The sequence below is a fragment of the Streptomyces sp. NBC_00457 genome, from assembly GCF_036014015.1.
In the GTDB taxonomy this organism is placed as follows: domain Bacteria; phylum Actinomycetota; class Actinomycetes; order Streptomycetales; family Streptomycetaceae; genus Streptomyces.
Genome location: NZ_CP107905.1, coordinates 8683839 through 8698790 on the forward strand (window position 1 = coordinate 8683839; position 14952 = coordinate 8698790).

Sequence of the window (14952 nt, forward strand, 5' to 3'; positions counted from 1 at the left end):
GCGCGACCAGCCCCCACAGACCGGCAGACGACTACGCAGCCTTGGCCTTCGTGGCGTACATATCCACGTACTCCTGCCCAGACAACCGCATGACCTCAGCCATCACAGAGTCGGTCACAGCCCGCAGCACATACCGATCCCGGTCCATCCCCTCGTACCGCGAAAACTCCATCGCCTCACCAAAACGAACGGTGACCCGACCCGGCCGAGGAATCCCCGCACCCCCCGGCTGCAATTTATCCGTGCCGATCATCGCGAACGGCACAACCGGCGCCCCGGTCATCAGAGTCAGCCGGGCGATCCCCGTACGCCCCCGGTACAGCCGCCCGTCGGGCGAACGCGTGCCCTCCGGGTAGATGCCGAAGACCTTGCCCTCCTCCAGGATCCGGCGCCCGGTCATCAGCGCGGCCACACCCCCGCTCGCACCGTCCCGGTCCACCGGGATCATGCCGACGCCGGTGAAGAACCAGGCCATCACCCGGCCCTTGAAGCCCTTGCCGGTGACGTACTCGTCCTTGCCGATGAAGAGGACCTGCCGGTCGCAGACCAGCGGCAGCACGATCGAGTCGATGAACGTGAGGTGGTTGCCGGCCAGGATGACCGGACCGTCGCCGGGGATGTGCTCCGCGCCCTCCACCCGTGGGCGGAACATCAAGCGCATGATCGGTCCGAGCACTGCCTTGATGAGCGCGAAGCGGGACAACGGGCCCTCCGGTGTCAAGGGATTCGGTATAAGTCTGTGCAGGTGAGGACGATACTCGCGGCCCCGGGGGTAGCGCACATCGGGAAGGACGGGTTCACCGAGGTCTTACGCACTGTTGACCCAGGTTTACCTGCGGTGGCGTCCCGACGCGCGCCGGTAATCCGACCGGAACGATGTGACGGAGGTCGCGCCCGCCGGGGCCACGGCGCCTCAACCATGTCAACCATCGCCTACCCGGAACCATGTACTCGATGCCGACGAACCGTCAGAAGCCCGAGCCCACGCGACATCAGGCGTCACCCCCGTGTTCCGCCCCCGGTCTCCCGCTCGTCATGCGCACGCCCCTACGATCGGCCCGCATCAACGGGCAGAACGAGGGAGGGCGCTCATGGGGACGCAGGAGTCGGACGAGCAGGCGCGCGGGACCGGACGACGGGCCGTGCTCGGCGCGGCGGTGCTGGGCGCGGGCGGAGCGGTGCTCGGGCTGCCCGGTACGGCGAGAGCCGACGCACGTCACGGGGGTGGCGGTGTGAGGAGCCTGCCCGTACCGACGATCATCGGCCACCGGGGTGCCAGCGGCTACCGGCCGGAGCACACCTTCGGCGCGTACGAGCTGGCCCTCGACATGGGTGCCCATGTCGTCGAGGCCGGCGACCTGGTGCCCACCAAGGACGGCCACATCGTCTGCCGCCACGAGCCCGAGATCGGCGGCACGACCGACGTCGCCGACCACCCCGAGTTCGCGAGCCGCAAGACCACCAAGGTCCTGGACGGCGTCTCCACCACCGGCTGGTTCACCGAGGACTTCACGCTCGCCGAGCTGAAGACCCTGCGCGCGATCGAGCGCATCCCGGCCAACCGCCCCCACAACACCCTCTACAACGGCCGCTGGGAGATCCCCACCTTCGAAGAGGTCCTCCGGTGGCAGGACGAGCAGACCCGCAAGCGCGGCAAGCAGGTCTGGATCTACCCCGAGACCAAGCACCCCACCTACTTCCGCAAGCTGGGCCTCGGCCTGGAGGAGCGGGTCGCCAAGCTGCTGCGCAAGTACGGCAAGGACCGGAAGAATTCGCCGGTCATCCTGCAGTCCTTCGAGCCGACCAGTATCCAGCGCCTGAACAAGCTCGTCGGCAACCCCCTCGCCGTGCTGCTGTCCGGCCCCACCACCCGCCCCTGGGACTTCGTCGAGGCCGGTGACCCGCGCACGGTCGCCGACCTGGTCAAGCCCGAGGGCCTGAAGTGGATCGCCTCGTACGCCAACGGCATCGGCCCCACCCTCGACCTGATCATCCCGAGGGACGCGAACGGCAACCTCACCAAGCCGACCACGCTGGTCAAGGACGCCCACGCGGCGGGCCTGATCCTGCACCCGTGGACGCTGCGCAACGAGAACCCCTTCCTGCCGGCGAACTTCCGCAAGGGCACCGACGCCGACGCGTACGGCGATGTCTTCGGCGCCTACAAGGCGTACTTCGCCACCGGCATCGACGGCGTCTTCACCGACCAGCCGGACACCGGTCTGCTGGCCCGCGAGGACTTCGTCAACGGCTGAGCCCTCCACCCCGGTTGGGGTGACATCCGGCCGTCCGGGCAACCCGCAGCCCGGGCGGCCGCGTCGTGTCGCATATGACGTACGACCTGGTTACCGCACTGCGCCCGCTGCTCACCGCCGAGGCCTCGGCGGAGGCACATGCCTCCGGAACCGAGCCCGGTGACCTGGAGCAGGCGGTCTGGCTCCGCCTCCTGGAGCACCTGGACACGGTGGGCCCGCCGAGCGACCCCCAGCGCTGGCTCCGCGAGGCCGTCCGCTCCGAGGTCCGCCGCACCCGCCGTACGACCCGACACGAACGGCCGTACGACACCGAACCCGCCGACATCAGCGATCACGGCCCGGAACACCTCGCCCTCACCGCAGCCCGCCACCGCGCCCTGCGCGACGCCGTGCGCCGCCTCCCCGGCCGCTGCCCCAGCCTCCTCGAAGCTCTCCTCTCGCCGAAGGACCTCACATACCGGGAGATCGCGGGGGAGTTGGGTATCTCACAGGGCAGTCTCGGTCCGGAACGTTCCAGATGTCTGGGATGTCTGCGTCGATTGCTGACGCCGGAGGTTGCGGCCCGCGAAGCGCGGGGATAGGAACGAGGAACAACAGGCGACAGGTGAGCGGGAGGCGTGCACACATGGGCATGAGCGTGACCATCTCCGTGGCGGCCGAGCAGGATGCCGAGCAGATCTTCCGGCTGCAGTACCTCTGCTTCCAGAGCGAGGCGGCGCTGTACGGCAACTACCGCATCGACCCGCTCGTCCAGCCCCTGGACTCGGTCCGTGAGGAGGTCGCCAAGGACTGCGTCTTCGTCGCCCGCCTCGGCGACGAGGTGGTCGGCTCGGTCCGCGGCGCCCTCACCGACGACGGCGCCGCCGCCATCGGCAAGCTCTGCGTCCACCCCCGCCTCCAGGGCCACGGCATCGGCGCGCGACTCCTGCGCGCAGCCGAATCCGCCCTCGCCGAACAGCACGGCGCCAAGCGCTTCCGCCTCCACACCGGCCACCGCAGCGAGGGCAACCTGCGCCTCTACCGCAAGGTGGGCTACCAGACGGTGGGCACGTCGAAGGGCGAGGACGGCGTACCGATGATCGTCCTGGAGAAGGCAGCGGGTTCATATGCGGCAACTGCTTAACGAGGGCCGACACTGACGTCCCCAGGGGCGCGGGGCTGTATCGATATGCGGCTCCGCCGCGCGGGCGCGACCAGCCACGTACGACGGAAAGCCGCCGCCGAAGCTCAGCCAGGCTGCTCGCTCCGCGCCCTCCACAACCAGTACATCGCAGACACGGGCAACAGCACAGGGATGAACAAATACCCCATGCCATAGTCCGACCACACGGTCGCATCAGGAAACGCCGACGGATCCACCAACGTCCACGTACCGACCGTCAACACACCCAAAAGCTCCGCCGCGCAGCACACCAACGCCACCTTGCGGGCCGTTTCCCCACCCCGCACCAACGAGTACGTGATGAAGCCGTACACCAGCCCCGCGACCGCCGACAGCGAGTACGCCAGCGGCGCATGGTCGAACTCCGTCGCGATCTGGACGACAGAGCGCGACACCGCACCGACGACCATCACGCCGTACAGCCAGACCAGCAGCATCCCCGGCCCACTGATGAGCCGGCTCCGCTTCTTCTCCGTGGCGGTCACCTCAGCCTCCCCAGATGTCATAAAGCCGCACCTCAAGAACCGCCATCACCACAGCACCGGCCGCCACCGTCACGGACCCCCACCGCGTCCGCTCGGCCAGCGACATGAACCCGGCCGCCGGAATACACGCGAACGCACCCACCAGATACGCGACGAAAATCGTCGTACCCTGCTCCGGTTCCTCGCCCTGCGCCAACCGCACGATCCCGATCACCAGCTGCGCCAGGGCCAGTACCGTCACCACGGCCATGCCGATGAAGTGCCAGTCCTTGGTCGGCTGATCTCGGTACGCCGCCCACCCGCACCACGCGGCGAGCAACAGCGCGGCGACCCCGGTCACCAGCGTCAGGGCATCAAACATGCGGCGAGCCTATTACGGCCCAAAAGGCCTGCTGCGGCGGCCCCCGGGGCGCACCGTAGGGTCGAGGGCATGAAGATCCGTGCACAAGCCCTCCTGTTCGACAACGACGGCACCCTCGTCTCCTCCCTCGCCTCCGTGGACCGCTGCTGGGCGCGCTGGGCCGGGGAGTACGGCATCACGGAGGAGTTCGGCAGGGTCGAGCTGCACGGACGCCCGGCCGTCGAGATAGTCGCGGAGCTGCTGCCCGCGCAGATGGTGCCGGAGGCCCTCGCGCGGATCGAGACGCTGGAGGTGGAGGACGTACCGAACGGCGGCGTGCACCTGCTGCCCGGCACGATGGACTTCCTCGACTCGCTGCCCGCCGACCGCTGGGCGGTCGTCACCTCCGCTACCCGGCGGCTCGCCGAGGCCCGGCTCGACGCCGTCGGCATCCTCCCCAAGACCATGGTCACCGCCGACGACATCACACGCGGCAAGCCCGACCCCGAGCCCTACCTCCTCGCCGCCCGCGAACTGGGCGTCGACCCGGCCCACTGCGTCGTCTTCGAGGACGCCCCGGCCGGGCTCCAGTCGGGCCGCGCCGCCGGGATGACCACCGTGGCGTTGGCCACAACCCACCAGGCCCACGAGCTGGACGCCGATCTGGTGGTCGCCGACCTGTCGGCCCTGTCCGCGCTGGTCACCGACGGGGGAATGGAGATCTCCGTCCGCCGCTGACACCTGTCCACCGCTGTTCAGCATGCGGACAGCGGTGCTCGGTAAGGACCGTAGGTCTGGTTTACTGATCGCATGACCACGACGAGCTGCCGCACCCTTGCGACCGAGGCGACCATGACGCCCGGTGCTCGTTGTCTGTGTCGAATGTGCGCCTTCTAGAGGGCCCCTGAACCACCCTGAGTCTCGCGCCCCGAAGCGAGCCGCCGTGGCATGTCCGTACGCCGTTCGCCGTACGTGACCCCCTTGCCCGCGCACATCTTCTCTCCCGTACCAGGGCACACCCACGCCCGCGTACTCGACAGTGACGGAAACCCCAGTGATCACCACATCCGGCCTGACAAAGGTCTACCGCGGCCGCGGACGTGAGGTGACCGCCCTCGACGGCGTCGACCTGCATGTCCGCGAAGGCGAGGTGTACGGCGTCATCGGCCAGTCCGGCGCCGGCAAGTCCTCGCTGATCCGCTGCGTCAACCTCCTGGAGCGCCCCACCGCCGGCACGGTCACCGTCGCCGGCCAGGACCTCACCGCGCTCGCCGGGCGCGGACCGCGTGCCGGCAAGGAGCTGCGGCAGGCGCGCAGCCGTATCGGCATGGTGTTCCAGCACTTCAACCTGCTGTCCTCCCGGACGGTCCAGGACAACGTCGAGCTGCCGCTCGAAATCCTCGGCACGTCCGGCAAGGAGCGCTCTCGTAAGGCACTTGAGCTGCTGGACCTGGTCGGGCTGGCGGACAAGGCGAAGGCCTACCCCTCCCAGCTCTCCGGCGGGCAGAAACAGCGCGTCGGTATCGCCCGCGCCCTGGCCGGCGACCCCAAGGTGCTGCTCTCCGACGAGGCCACCAGCGCCCTCGACCCGGAGACCACCCGCTCGATCCTCCAGCTGCTGCGCGACCTGAACCGCCAGCTGGGCCTGACCGTCCTGCTCATCACCCACGAGATGGACGTCGTGAAGTCGATCTGCGACTCGGCCGCGCTCATGGAGAAGGGCCGCATCGTCGAGTCCGGCACGGTCAGCGAGCTGCTCGCGACCCCCGGCTCCCAACTGGCCGCCGCCCTCTTCCCGGTGGGCGGCGAGGCCTCCGCCGACGACCGCACCGTCGTCGACGTCACCTTCCAGGGCGAGGCCGCCACCCAGCCGGTCATCTCCCAGCTCTCGCGCACCTACAACATCGACATCTCGATCCTCGGCGCCGCCATCGACACCGTCGGCGGCCTCCAGGTCGGCCGGATGCGCATCGAACTGCCCGGCCGCTACGAGGACAACGTCGTGCCGATCGGCTTCCTGCGTGAACAGGGCCTGCAGATCGACGTGTTGGGCCAGGAGCCCGTACTGCTCACGGAAGGTGCGAAGTAATGACCTGGGCTGATTTTTCGGCGAAGCAGCCCCTGCTGGAGCAGGCCTGTTGGGACACCCTCTACATGGTCGGCTGGTCCACGCTCATCGCGATCGTCGGCGGCCTTCCGCTCGGCGTCCTGCTCGTCCTCACCGACCGGGGCGGACTGCTCCAGAACGTCGTCGCCAACAAGGTGATCGGGCAGATCGTGAACGTCGCCCGCTCGATGCCGTTCATCATCCTCATGGTGGCGCTGATGGGCTTCACGCGCTCGATCACCGGCACGACCATCGGCCGCGAGGCCGCCATCGTGCCGCTCGCCATCGGCGCGATTCCGTTCTTCGCGCGCCTCGTTGAGACAGCTGTCCGCGAAGTGGACGGCGGGCTCGTCGAGGCCGTGCAGTCGATGGGCGGCAACACCTGGACGATCGTCCGCAAGGTCCTCGTACCCGAGTCGCTGCCCTCGCTGATCGCCTCCACCACGACCACGATCGTCGCCCTCATCGGCTACTCCGCGATGGCCGGCACGGTCGGCGCGGGCGGCCTCGGCGACATCGCCATCCGCTACGGCTACCAGCGCTTCGAGACCGAGCTGATGTGGCTCACCGTCGCGATCCTGGCCGTGGTCATCTCCCTCATCCAGTTCGCCGGCGACTACGCGGCCCGCTCCCTGCACCGCCGCGGGGGCACCTCGGGCCCCGCGCCCAAGCTTCGGTTGCTGAAGGCGTCCACAGCCACCAGCAAGACCGTCTGAGTTCTCCCCGTCCACCCATCACGGGGTTGCACCACCATCGGAAAGGCACTTTTCGTGCGTAACACCGCCAAGATCACCACCGCCGTCCTCGCCGCCGGAGCCCTCACCCTCGGGCTCACAGCTTGCGGCTCGGACAACGACACCGCCGGCGCCGACGCGCCGCTGACGGTCGCCGCCACGCCCACCCCGCAGGGCGAGATCCTCACTTACGTCAAGGACAACCTGGCGAAGAAGGCCGGTCTCGAGCTCGAGGTCAGGGAGTTCACCGACTACGTGACTCCGGACACGGCCGTCCAGCAGGGCGAGGTCGACGCCAACTACTTCCAGCACCAGCCGTACCTGGACGACTTCAACAAGGAGAACGGCACCGACATCGTGGCCGTGCCCGACGCCACGGTGCACCTGGAGCCGCTCGGCGTGTACTCCCAGGGCGTCAAGAAGCTCACGGACCTGGCGAAGGGCGCCACGATCGCCCTGCCGAACGACACCACCAACGAGGCCCGCGCGCTGAAGCTGCTGGAGACCAACGGCGTCATCAAGCTGAAGGCGGGCGTCGGCTACGAGGCGACGCCCAAGGACATCGCCTCGAACCCCAAGAACCTCCAGTTCAAGGAGCTCGAAGCGGCCCAACTGCCGCGCTCCCTAGGCGATGTCGACGCCGCCGTGATCAACGGCAACTACGCCCTGGAGGCCGACCTCAGCCCGGCCGAGGACGCCCTCGTCGCCGAGTCGCCCAAGGACAACCCGTACGGCAACTTCCTCGCCGTGAAGAAGGGCGACGAGGACGACCCGCGCGTGCGGAAGCTGGCCGAACTGCTCACCTCGCCCGAGGTGAAGAAGTTCATCCAGGACAAGTACGACGGCGCGGTCGTGGCCGCCTTCTGACGGCGCGTATACGGCGTTTCGCCACGCACGGGGTCCGCACGCTCACTTGGTGTGGACCCCGTGGTGCGGTTCAGTGCTTTCATGCTGCATGCTGGGCAGTTCAGCAGGCCCCGCAGGTTTTCCGAAGGTTACGGAGTGGCGCATGACGAGCACCTTCCCCGACATCTCCATCAGCACGGAGCGGTTGGTGCTGCGCCCCTTCGAGGCGCCGGACATCGACTCCCTGGCCGAGATGATGAACGACGAGATGGTCACCGCCTGGACCTCGGCCCCGCACCCCTACACCCGGGCCCACGCACGTGCCTGGGTCACCGAACAGGCCCCCGCCGAGCGCACCGACGGCCGCGGGATCGTCTTCGCGGTCACCGAGTTCCTCACCCAGCGTCTCGTCGGCATCGTGCACCTGCAGAACACCGACTGGCGGGTGCGGGCCAGTGAGATCGCGTACGTCATCGCCCCCTGGGCCCGCGGTGAGGGCTATGCCTCCGAGGCGGCCCTCGCCACCGCCCAGTGGCTGTTCCACGACCAGAAGTTCGAGCGGCTGGAGCTGCGCACCGCCGCCGACAACACCGCCTCCCAGCAGGTCGCCCAGAAGATCGGGTGCATCAGCGAGGGCGTCCTGCGCAACGCCTGGATAGCCCGCAGCAGAACCGAGAGCGGCGACTGGGCCGACGTACGCACCGATGTGATCGTGTGGAGCCTTCTGCCGGAGGACCTCGCGGGCGTCGGCGACGGCGGGTTCACCGAGCTCGCCGACTGGAACTGAGCCCGCGGCCGGCCACCACCCTCGCGGGTCTCCCGACGCCACCAGGTACTCTCACGGAGCCCGGGTACGGGCCACCCCCTGACGACCTGTGCAAACCCTCTGGAGACTGACGACGATGGCCGACCGGGTCACGGTGATCGGCTGGGACGGTTCGCCCCTGACCGCCGCGGCACGCGCGGCCCTGGGCGCCGCCACGCTGGTGGCCGGCACCGCCCACCACCTCGCGATCCCCGAAGTGCCGCACACCGCCGAGCGGATCCGCCTCGGCAGCGTCGCCCTCGCCGCCCGCCGCATCGCCCGACACCGCGGCACCGCGGTGGTGCTCGCCGACGGGGACCCCGGCTTCTTCGGTGTCGTACGGACCCTGCGCGCGCCCGAGTTCGGCCTGGAGGTCGAGGTCGTCCCCGCCGTGTCCTCCGTGGCCGCCGCCTTCGCCCGCGCCGGCATGCCCTGGGACGACGCCCACGTGGTCGTCGCCCACCGGCGCACCCTGCGACGCGCGGTGAATGTGTGCCGCGCCCACACCAAGGTCGCCGTCCTCACCTCACCCGGCGCCGGACCCGCCGAACTCGGCCTGCTTCTCGAAGGCGTCCACCGCACCTTCGTCATCTGCGAGGAACTGGGCACCGACCGCGAGCAGGTCACGATCCTCACCTCCGACAAGGCCGCCGACCACACCTGGCGAGACCCCAATGTGGTCATCGTCATCGGCGGAACTGCCGGCGGAGCCGAGGGCGGCTGGATCGCCGGACGCGAACCGGCCGCCGGGCCGCGCGGCTGGACCCTGCCCGCCGCGGCATACGGCGGACTCATGGGCGAGGGCGAACTGGAACCGCTCCGCGCGGCCCAACTCGCCCGCCTCGGCCCGCGCGTCGGCGACCTCGTGTGGGACATCGGCTGCGGCAGCGGCGCCTTCGCCGTCGACTCCGCCCGGGCAGGCGCCGCCGTCATCGCCGTGGACAGCGCGCTCGAGGCCTGCGCCCGCACCGAGTCCGCCGCCCGCCACCACGGAGTCCAGCTCCAGGTCGTGCACGGCGGCGCCCCGCACGTCCTGGAGAACCTGCCCGAGCCCGACGTCGTCCGGGTCGGCGGCGGGGGAGCGGCCGTGGTCTCCGCGGTCGCCGACCGCCGCCCGCAGCGCATCGTCACCCACGCGGCCACCCGTGACGCCGCCGAACTCGTCGGCCGCGACCTGACCGAACACGGCTACCGGGTCGAGTGCGCCCTGCTGCAGTCCGTCGAACTCGACACGCGGGCCTGGACGGAGCGGGAACGGAGTGTCGCGTTCCTGCTCAGCGGGGTCCTGCCGGAGCGCGCGGGCTGATCCCGATCTCGTCCCCGTGATCCTGTTGTCGTACCGCGCGCGGTAGGCTGGCCGATCGTTGTACCGCACGCGGTCGCCCGGCGCTTCGTCGGTCAATGTCCGGAAAGGGCACCCGTTTTGGGGTGGCTGTGGTACGGCAGAACCGGAGGACGCGCAACGTGGCGCAGTCCACAGCGGTCTCGTCGCGATCATGCTGTCGTGACGGGGGAACGGCCGCGACAATGCCAGTTAATGGCTTTGTCGTCATTTGTCGACGGGTCGTTCGTGCCGCTGGGCACGCACGCTCGTTCTTCACTACGGGGGCGGTCGGTGCGCCGTCCCCGGTGAGCAGGTCGTAGAAGCACTAACCGATGGGCGAGGGGTACGCATGACCGACACCGGCCAGGTCCCGGGCGAGGGGCTGCCGGAGAGCGCAGGCATGGTGGAGCAGCCGGGCGCCCCCGCGCACGGTGCGTACACCTACCTCTCCGAGACCACCGCCGAGGACGAAGACCTGTTGCTGCTGCCGGGCGCCCAGGGCGCGTGGGGCAACGAGGTACCTCCGCCCGCTCCCGAGCCGGTCGTCGAGGCCGTCCATGAGCCGGGCCCGCACGAGACCGCCGGCCGCGACAGCGGCAACGTGGACCTCAGCGGCGTCCGCCTGCCCACGCAGACGCCGCCGTCCGCTCCGGCGACGACTCACCGCCGCCCGCTGCACCTCGGCCCGCCGACCCCCGACCAGTCCGCCAGCCCGGTCCGCTCCCTCGCCGACCGCGGCCCCGCCGGCACCCCCGCCGGCCGGCCGGGCCCGTACCCGACCGGCCCCGAGTACCTCGACGTCCCGCAACCGCGCGAGTCCGCCCCGCAGGGCGCGTCCCCCTGGGGAGCCCCCGCACCGGGCACGGTCCAGGCCCCGGTGCACACCGAGGCATCCCCTGCGGAAACGGTTGTCCCGACAGCCGAGCCGATGGATGTGGCTCACGCCGCCGTGGCAGCTGCGCGGACGGCGGAGGCGGAGCAGGGTGTGTACGGCGTGGTGGGCGGCGAGGCTGCGCCCATCGCGGACGGCCTGGAAGCCGCCGAGGCGTCGTACGGCGGAGAGGCTGTGCCGGGTTCCGGTGGGGGGTACGGGGCGGACGGTGGTCCGATTCCGACAGCGCCGGCGGTCCCGGCGGGCGGGGTTGGGCCAGAGGCCGGGCAGGTGTCCGCGGAGGCTGCCGGCTCGATCGGCGAGGTGCCTGGGGCGGCTCCGGCTCCCGAGGGCGACGCTGGCGGCCCGCAGGGCGGGGTGGCGCAGGATGGTGCGCCCGCAGCGGAGGGCGGTCAGGCCGCCGGAGCCGAGTCCGGAGCTGATGCGGGGCCAGTGACCGAAGGGCTTCCGCTTTCGGATGCCGGGCAGGTGCCGGAAGACCCCGCGGTCCCGGATGCGGGGCAGGTGACCGACGGCCTTCCGGTTCCGGATGCCGGGCAGGTGCCGGAAGGCTTTGCGGTCCCGGATGCGGGGCAGGTGACCGAAGGCCTGCCGGTCCCGGATGCCGGGCAGGTGCCGGAAGGCTCTGCGGTGTTGGATGCGGGGCAGTTGCCTGAGACCGCTGCCGTCCCGGATGCGGGGCAGTTGCCTGAGACCGCTGCCGTCCCGGATGCGGGGCAAGTGCCTGAGAACGCTGCGGTCCCGGATGCGGGGCAGGTGCTGCCTGAAGGTCCTGCGGTGTTGGATGCGGGGCAGGTGACCGAAGGCCTTCCGGTTCCGGATGCCGGGCAAGTGCCGGAAGGCCCCGCGGTCCCGGATGCCGGGCAGGTGCCGGAAGGGCCTGCGGTGTTGGATGCGGGGCAGTTGCCTGAGACCGCTGCGGTCCCCGATGCCGGCCAGATGCTTGAGACCGCCGCGGTCCCCGATGCCGGCCAGTTGCCCGATGGCTCTGTCATCCCGGACGCCGGACAGGTGGCCGAGGCTCCGTCCGCTCCGGAAGCGGAATCGTTGCCCGGCATGAGCGTTGCCCCGGATGCCGCTCAGGCTCCGACGACGGTGACCGCCCCGGACGCCGGGCTCCCCGAGGCCGGGCACCTCGCAGAAGTCGTCGCCCCCCAGGACGCCGGTCAGAACCCCGTTGCCGCAGGCTCGCTGGACGCCCCCGAGGTTGTACCCACCGCGGAAACACCCGCACCGGAGCCCGCGCACGCTCCCGACTCGGCCGCACCGGAGCCGGCACACGCCTCCGACCCGGCCGCCGCCACGACCACTCCCGCCCCCGACCCGGCCGCCCCGGAGCCCGCACAGGCCTCCGATCCGACCGCTCCCACGACCACTCCCGCCCCCGACCCGGCCGCCGCCACAACCACGCACGCCCCCAACCCGGCCGTACCCGAATCCGTGTCGGATCCTGACCCGGCCCTGTCCGCTCCCGCGCCGCACACCCCCGAATCCGCCATGCCCTTCCCGGCGGCCCCGGAGGCGGCACAGCCCCTCCCGCCCGCCGACGTGGAGATCCCCGCGCAGGATCCGCACGAGCAGCCGGTCGCTGACACACATCACACGCAGGGCCCGCAGCACGCGGCACCGCACATGCCCCTCGTCGCCACGCAGCCGGAGACGCCGGAGGCCCAGGGCACGCCGATGGATGACGCGGAGGTGTCTCAGCCGCTCGGCGCCGAGGACGTGACCCCGGCTGAACTCGTCGACGAACAGGCGCAGTTCGAGGAAGCCGGCGCCCCCTACCAGGACGGCGATGTCACGGGCACCTTCCCGGCCGCCGGTGTGCCGGAGGAGCCGATGGGCCAGTTCGTCCCGGTGGAGGGGTCCGTGCCGACGACCCCGCACCTCGCGCCGACGCCCCCGGAGGCCCTCCACTTCCCGGCGGACGACCACCACCAGGAACCCCCGGTCGTCGTCCCCGCCCCGCGGGACGGCGACGCCGAGCCCATGGCTGCGGAGCCAGACCTCGAACTCGTACAGCATGCGGAGGACCTGGACACCCGGGCCGCCGACCTTGAAGAAAGCACGGCCGTAGTGGCAGAAACCCCCGAGTCCACCGGCCCGGCCGCGCCCGCCTATGAAGACGCCGAGCGCGAGGCCGTCCTCAAGGTCATGCGGGAACGCCGCGACATCCGCAACGGCTTCCGCAGTGACCCCATCCCGCACGAGGTGCTGCTCCGTGTCCTGGAGGCGGCGCACACCGCCCCGTCCGTGGGCCACTCGCAGCCCTGGGACTTCGTGGTCATCCGCTCCGCCGACACCCGGCGCACGATGCACGAACTGGCCATGCGCCAGCGCGACGCGTACGCGAAGTCGCTGCCCAAGGGCCGGGCGAAGCAGTTCAAGGAACTGAAGATCGAGGCCATCCTCGACACCCCGGTGAACATCGTCGTCACCGCCGACCCGACCCGCGGCGGCCGGCACACCCTCGGCCGCCACACGCAGCCGCAGATGGCGCCGTACTCCTCCGCGCTCGCGGTCGAGAACCTCTGGCTCGCCGCCCGCGCCGAAGGCCTCGGCGTCGGCTGGGTCAGCTTCTTCGACGAGCGTGAGATGGTCCGCACCCTCGGCCTGCCCGAGCACCTCGAAGTCGTCGCCTACCTCTGCGTGGGCTACGTCGACGAGTTCCCCGAGGAGCCCGAGCTGCTGCAGGCGGGCTGGTCCAAGCGCCGCCCGCTGTCCTGGGTCGTGCACGAGGAGACGTACGGCCGCCGCGCCCTGCCCGGCGAGGACCCGCACGACCTCCTCGCCGAGACCGTCGCCCAGATCCGCCCGCTCGACGCCAAGGCGCTCGGCGAGGCCTGGGAGCGGCAGAAGCGGATGACGAAGCCGCCCGGTTCGCTCGGCATGCTGGAGATCATCTCCGCGCAGCTCTCCGGCCTGTCCCGCCAGTGCCCGCCGCCGATCCCGGAACCCGCCGCGGTGGCGATCTTCGCCGGCGACCACGGTGTGCACGCGCAAGGAGTCACCCCCTGGCCCCAGGAGGTGACGGCCCAGATGGTCGCCAACTTCCTCGGCGGCGGCGCGGTCTGCAACGCCTTCGCCGGCCAGGTGGGCGCCGAGGTCTGCGTCGTGGACGTGGGCGTGGCAGCCGACCTCCCCGCCACGCCGGGCCTGCTGCCCCGCAAGGTCCGCGCCGGTACGTCCGACATGACCACCGGCCCCGCGATGACCCGCGAGGAGGCCAAGCAGGCCATCGAGGTCGGCATCGAGACGGCCCGCGACCTGGTGGCGGCCGGCAACAAGGCGCTCCTCACGGGCGAGATGGGCATCGCGAACACGACGGCATCGGCAGCCCTGATCTCGGTGTTCACGGACACGGACCCCGCCGAGGTCACGGGTCGCGGCACCGGCATCAACGACGAAACCCTGGCCCGCAAGACCGAGGTCGTCCGCCGCGCCATCGACGTCCACCAGCCGGACCCGGCCGACCCCATCGGCGTACTCGCCGCGATCGGCGGCTTCGAGCACGCGGCGATCGTGGGCCTCCTGCTGGGCGGCGCGTCCCTCCGCACGCCGGTCATCCTCGACGGCGTCAGCGCCGGCGCCGCCGCCCTGGTCGCCCGCGCCATCGCCCCCGAGGTCCTGGCCGCCTGCATCGCCGGCCACCGCAGCGCCGAACCCGGCCACGTAGCCGCCTTGAACAAGCTGGGCCTCCGCCCCCTGGTCGACCTCGACCTCCGCCTCGGCGAGGGCACAGGCGCACTCCTCGCCCTGCCGCTGGTCCAGAGCACGGCGAGAGCGATGCACGAGGTGGCGACGTTCGACTCGGCGGGGGTAACTGAGAAGTAGGTCGGGCGGGGGCTCGGGGAACTGCAACCCCGGGTCCCCTGTCATGCCGCCGCGGTTGTGGGCAGGCGTTCCGCACGGCGGAACGGGTGGGCACAACCGCCCACGGACCCGCACTGGGCGATGGTGCCCAGCCAGTGGACCACCGGACCCATCACAACCGCCGCACCG

The 14952-nt window shown here is 70.9% G+C and carries 13 protein-coding genes; 10 read left to right on the forward strand and 3 right to left on the reverse strand.

The window, feature by feature from the left end; translation table 11 throughout:
- Positions 1 to 31: 31 nt before the first annotated feature.
- The gene (locus OG828_RS39680; RefSeq protein ID WP_210575058.1) at positions 32 to 703 is read right to left on the reverse strand and encodes a lysophospholipid acyltransferase family protein; all 672 of its coding nucleotides are present in this window, start codon (positions 701 to 703) and stop codon (positions 32 to 34) included.
- A gap of 388 nt (positions 704 to 1091) precedes the next feature.
- Here OG828_RS39680 and OG828_RS39685 point away from each other — a divergent pair, with 388 nt between their 5' ends.
- From OG828_RS39685 to OG828_RS39695, 3 genes are all read left to right on the forward strand, one after another.
- Positions 1092 to 2255: a glycerophosphodiester phosphodiesterase gene (locus OG828_RS39685; RefSeq protein ID WP_328441520.1), complete on the forward strand. Its 1164-nt coding sequence runs from the start codon at positions 1092 to 1094 to the stop codon at positions 2253 to 2255.
- A 74-nt stretch (positions 2256 to 2329) separates the two neighbouring features.
- Positions 2330 to 2836, forward strand: coding sequence for a sigma-70 family RNA polymerase sigma factor (locus OG828_RS39690; RefSeq protein WP_328367999.1), 507 nt, complete (start codon positions 2330 to 2332; stop codon positions 2834 to 2836).
- A gap of 44 nt (positions 2837 to 2880) precedes the next feature.
- Positions 2881 to 3378 carry a GNAT family N-acetyltransferase gene (locus OG828_RS39695; protein WP_210575005.1) on the forward strand — a complete coding sequence of 166 codons (498 nt, stop codon included), beginning with the start codon at positions 2881 to 2883 and terminating at the stop codon, positions 3376 to 3378.
- A 104-nt stretch (positions 3379 to 3482) separates the two neighbouring features.
- Here the strand turns inward: OG828_RS39695 and OG828_RS39700 are convergent, their stop codons facing one another.
- Positions 3483 to 3923, reverse strand: coding sequence for a hypothetical protein (locus OG828_RS39700; RefSeq protein ID WP_443062470.1), 441 nt, complete (start codon positions 3921 to 3923; stop codon positions 3483 to 3485).
- A complete protein-coding gene (locus OG828_RS39705; protein ID WP_328503893.1) occupies positions 3904 to 4263 on the reverse strand; it encodes a hypothetical protein in 360 nt (119 codons plus the stop codon). The genes OG828_RS39700 and OG828_RS39705 overlap by 20 nt, the downstream gene beginning before the upstream one ends.
- 69 nt (positions 4264 to 4332) lie before the next feature.
- On the opposite strand from OG828_RS39705, the gene OG828_RS39710 reads away from it, so the two are divergent.
- From OG828_RS39710 to cobT, 7 genes are all read left to right on the forward strand, one after another.
- Positions 4333 to 4980: an HAD family hydrolase gene (locus tag OG828_RS39710; protein WP_328368009.1), complete on the forward strand. Its 648-nt coding sequence runs from the start codon at positions 4333 to 4335 to the stop codon at positions 4978 to 4980.
- A gap of 316 nt (positions 4981 to 5296) precedes the next feature.
- Positions 5297 to 6331, forward strand: a complete 1035-nt coding sequence (locus tag OG828_RS39715; RefSeq protein WP_328503894.1) for a methionine ABC transporter ATP-binding protein — start codon at positions 5297 to 5299, stop codon at positions 6329 to 6331.
- On the forward strand, positions 6331 to 7065 hold the full coding sequence (locus tag OG828_RS39720; protein ID WP_210575016.1) for a methionine ABC transporter permease: 735 nt from the start codon (positions 6331 to 6333) through the stop codon (positions 7063 to 7065). Before OG828_RS39715 ends, OG828_RS39720 begins: the two co-directional genes overlap by 1 nt.
- A 54-nt stretch (positions 7066 to 7119) precedes the next feature.
- Positions 7120 to 7950 (forward strand): MetQ/NlpA family ABC transporter substrate-binding protein, encoded by an 831-nt coding sequence (locus OG828_RS39725; RefSeq protein WP_328368017.1) that lies wholly within the window; start codon positions 7120 to 7122, stop codon positions 7948 to 7950.
- A 142-nt stretch (positions 7951 to 8092) separates the two neighbouring features.
- Complete coding sequence (locus OG828_RS39730; protein WP_210575020.1) at positions 8093 to 8716, forward strand: GNAT family N-acetyltransferase; 624 nt, start codon at positions 8093 to 8095, stop codon at positions 8714 to 8716.
- A gap of 115 nt (positions 8717 to 8831) precedes the next feature.
- A complete protein-coding gene (gene cbiE, locus OG828_RS39735; RefSeq protein ID WP_328368020.1) occupies positions 8832 to 10040 on the forward strand; it encodes a precorrin-6y C5,15-methyltransferase (decarboxylating) subunit CbiE in 1209 nt (402 codons plus the stop codon).
- 367 nt (positions 10041 to 10407) lie between these two features.
- On the forward strand, positions 10408 to 14784 hold the full coding sequence (cobT, locus tag OG828_RS39740; protein WP_328503895.1) for a nicotinate-nucleotide--dimethylbenzimidazole phosphoribosyltransferase: 4377 nt from the start codon (positions 10408 to 10410) through the stop codon (positions 14782 to 14784).
- Positions 14785 to 14952 lie beyond the last annotated feature (168 nt).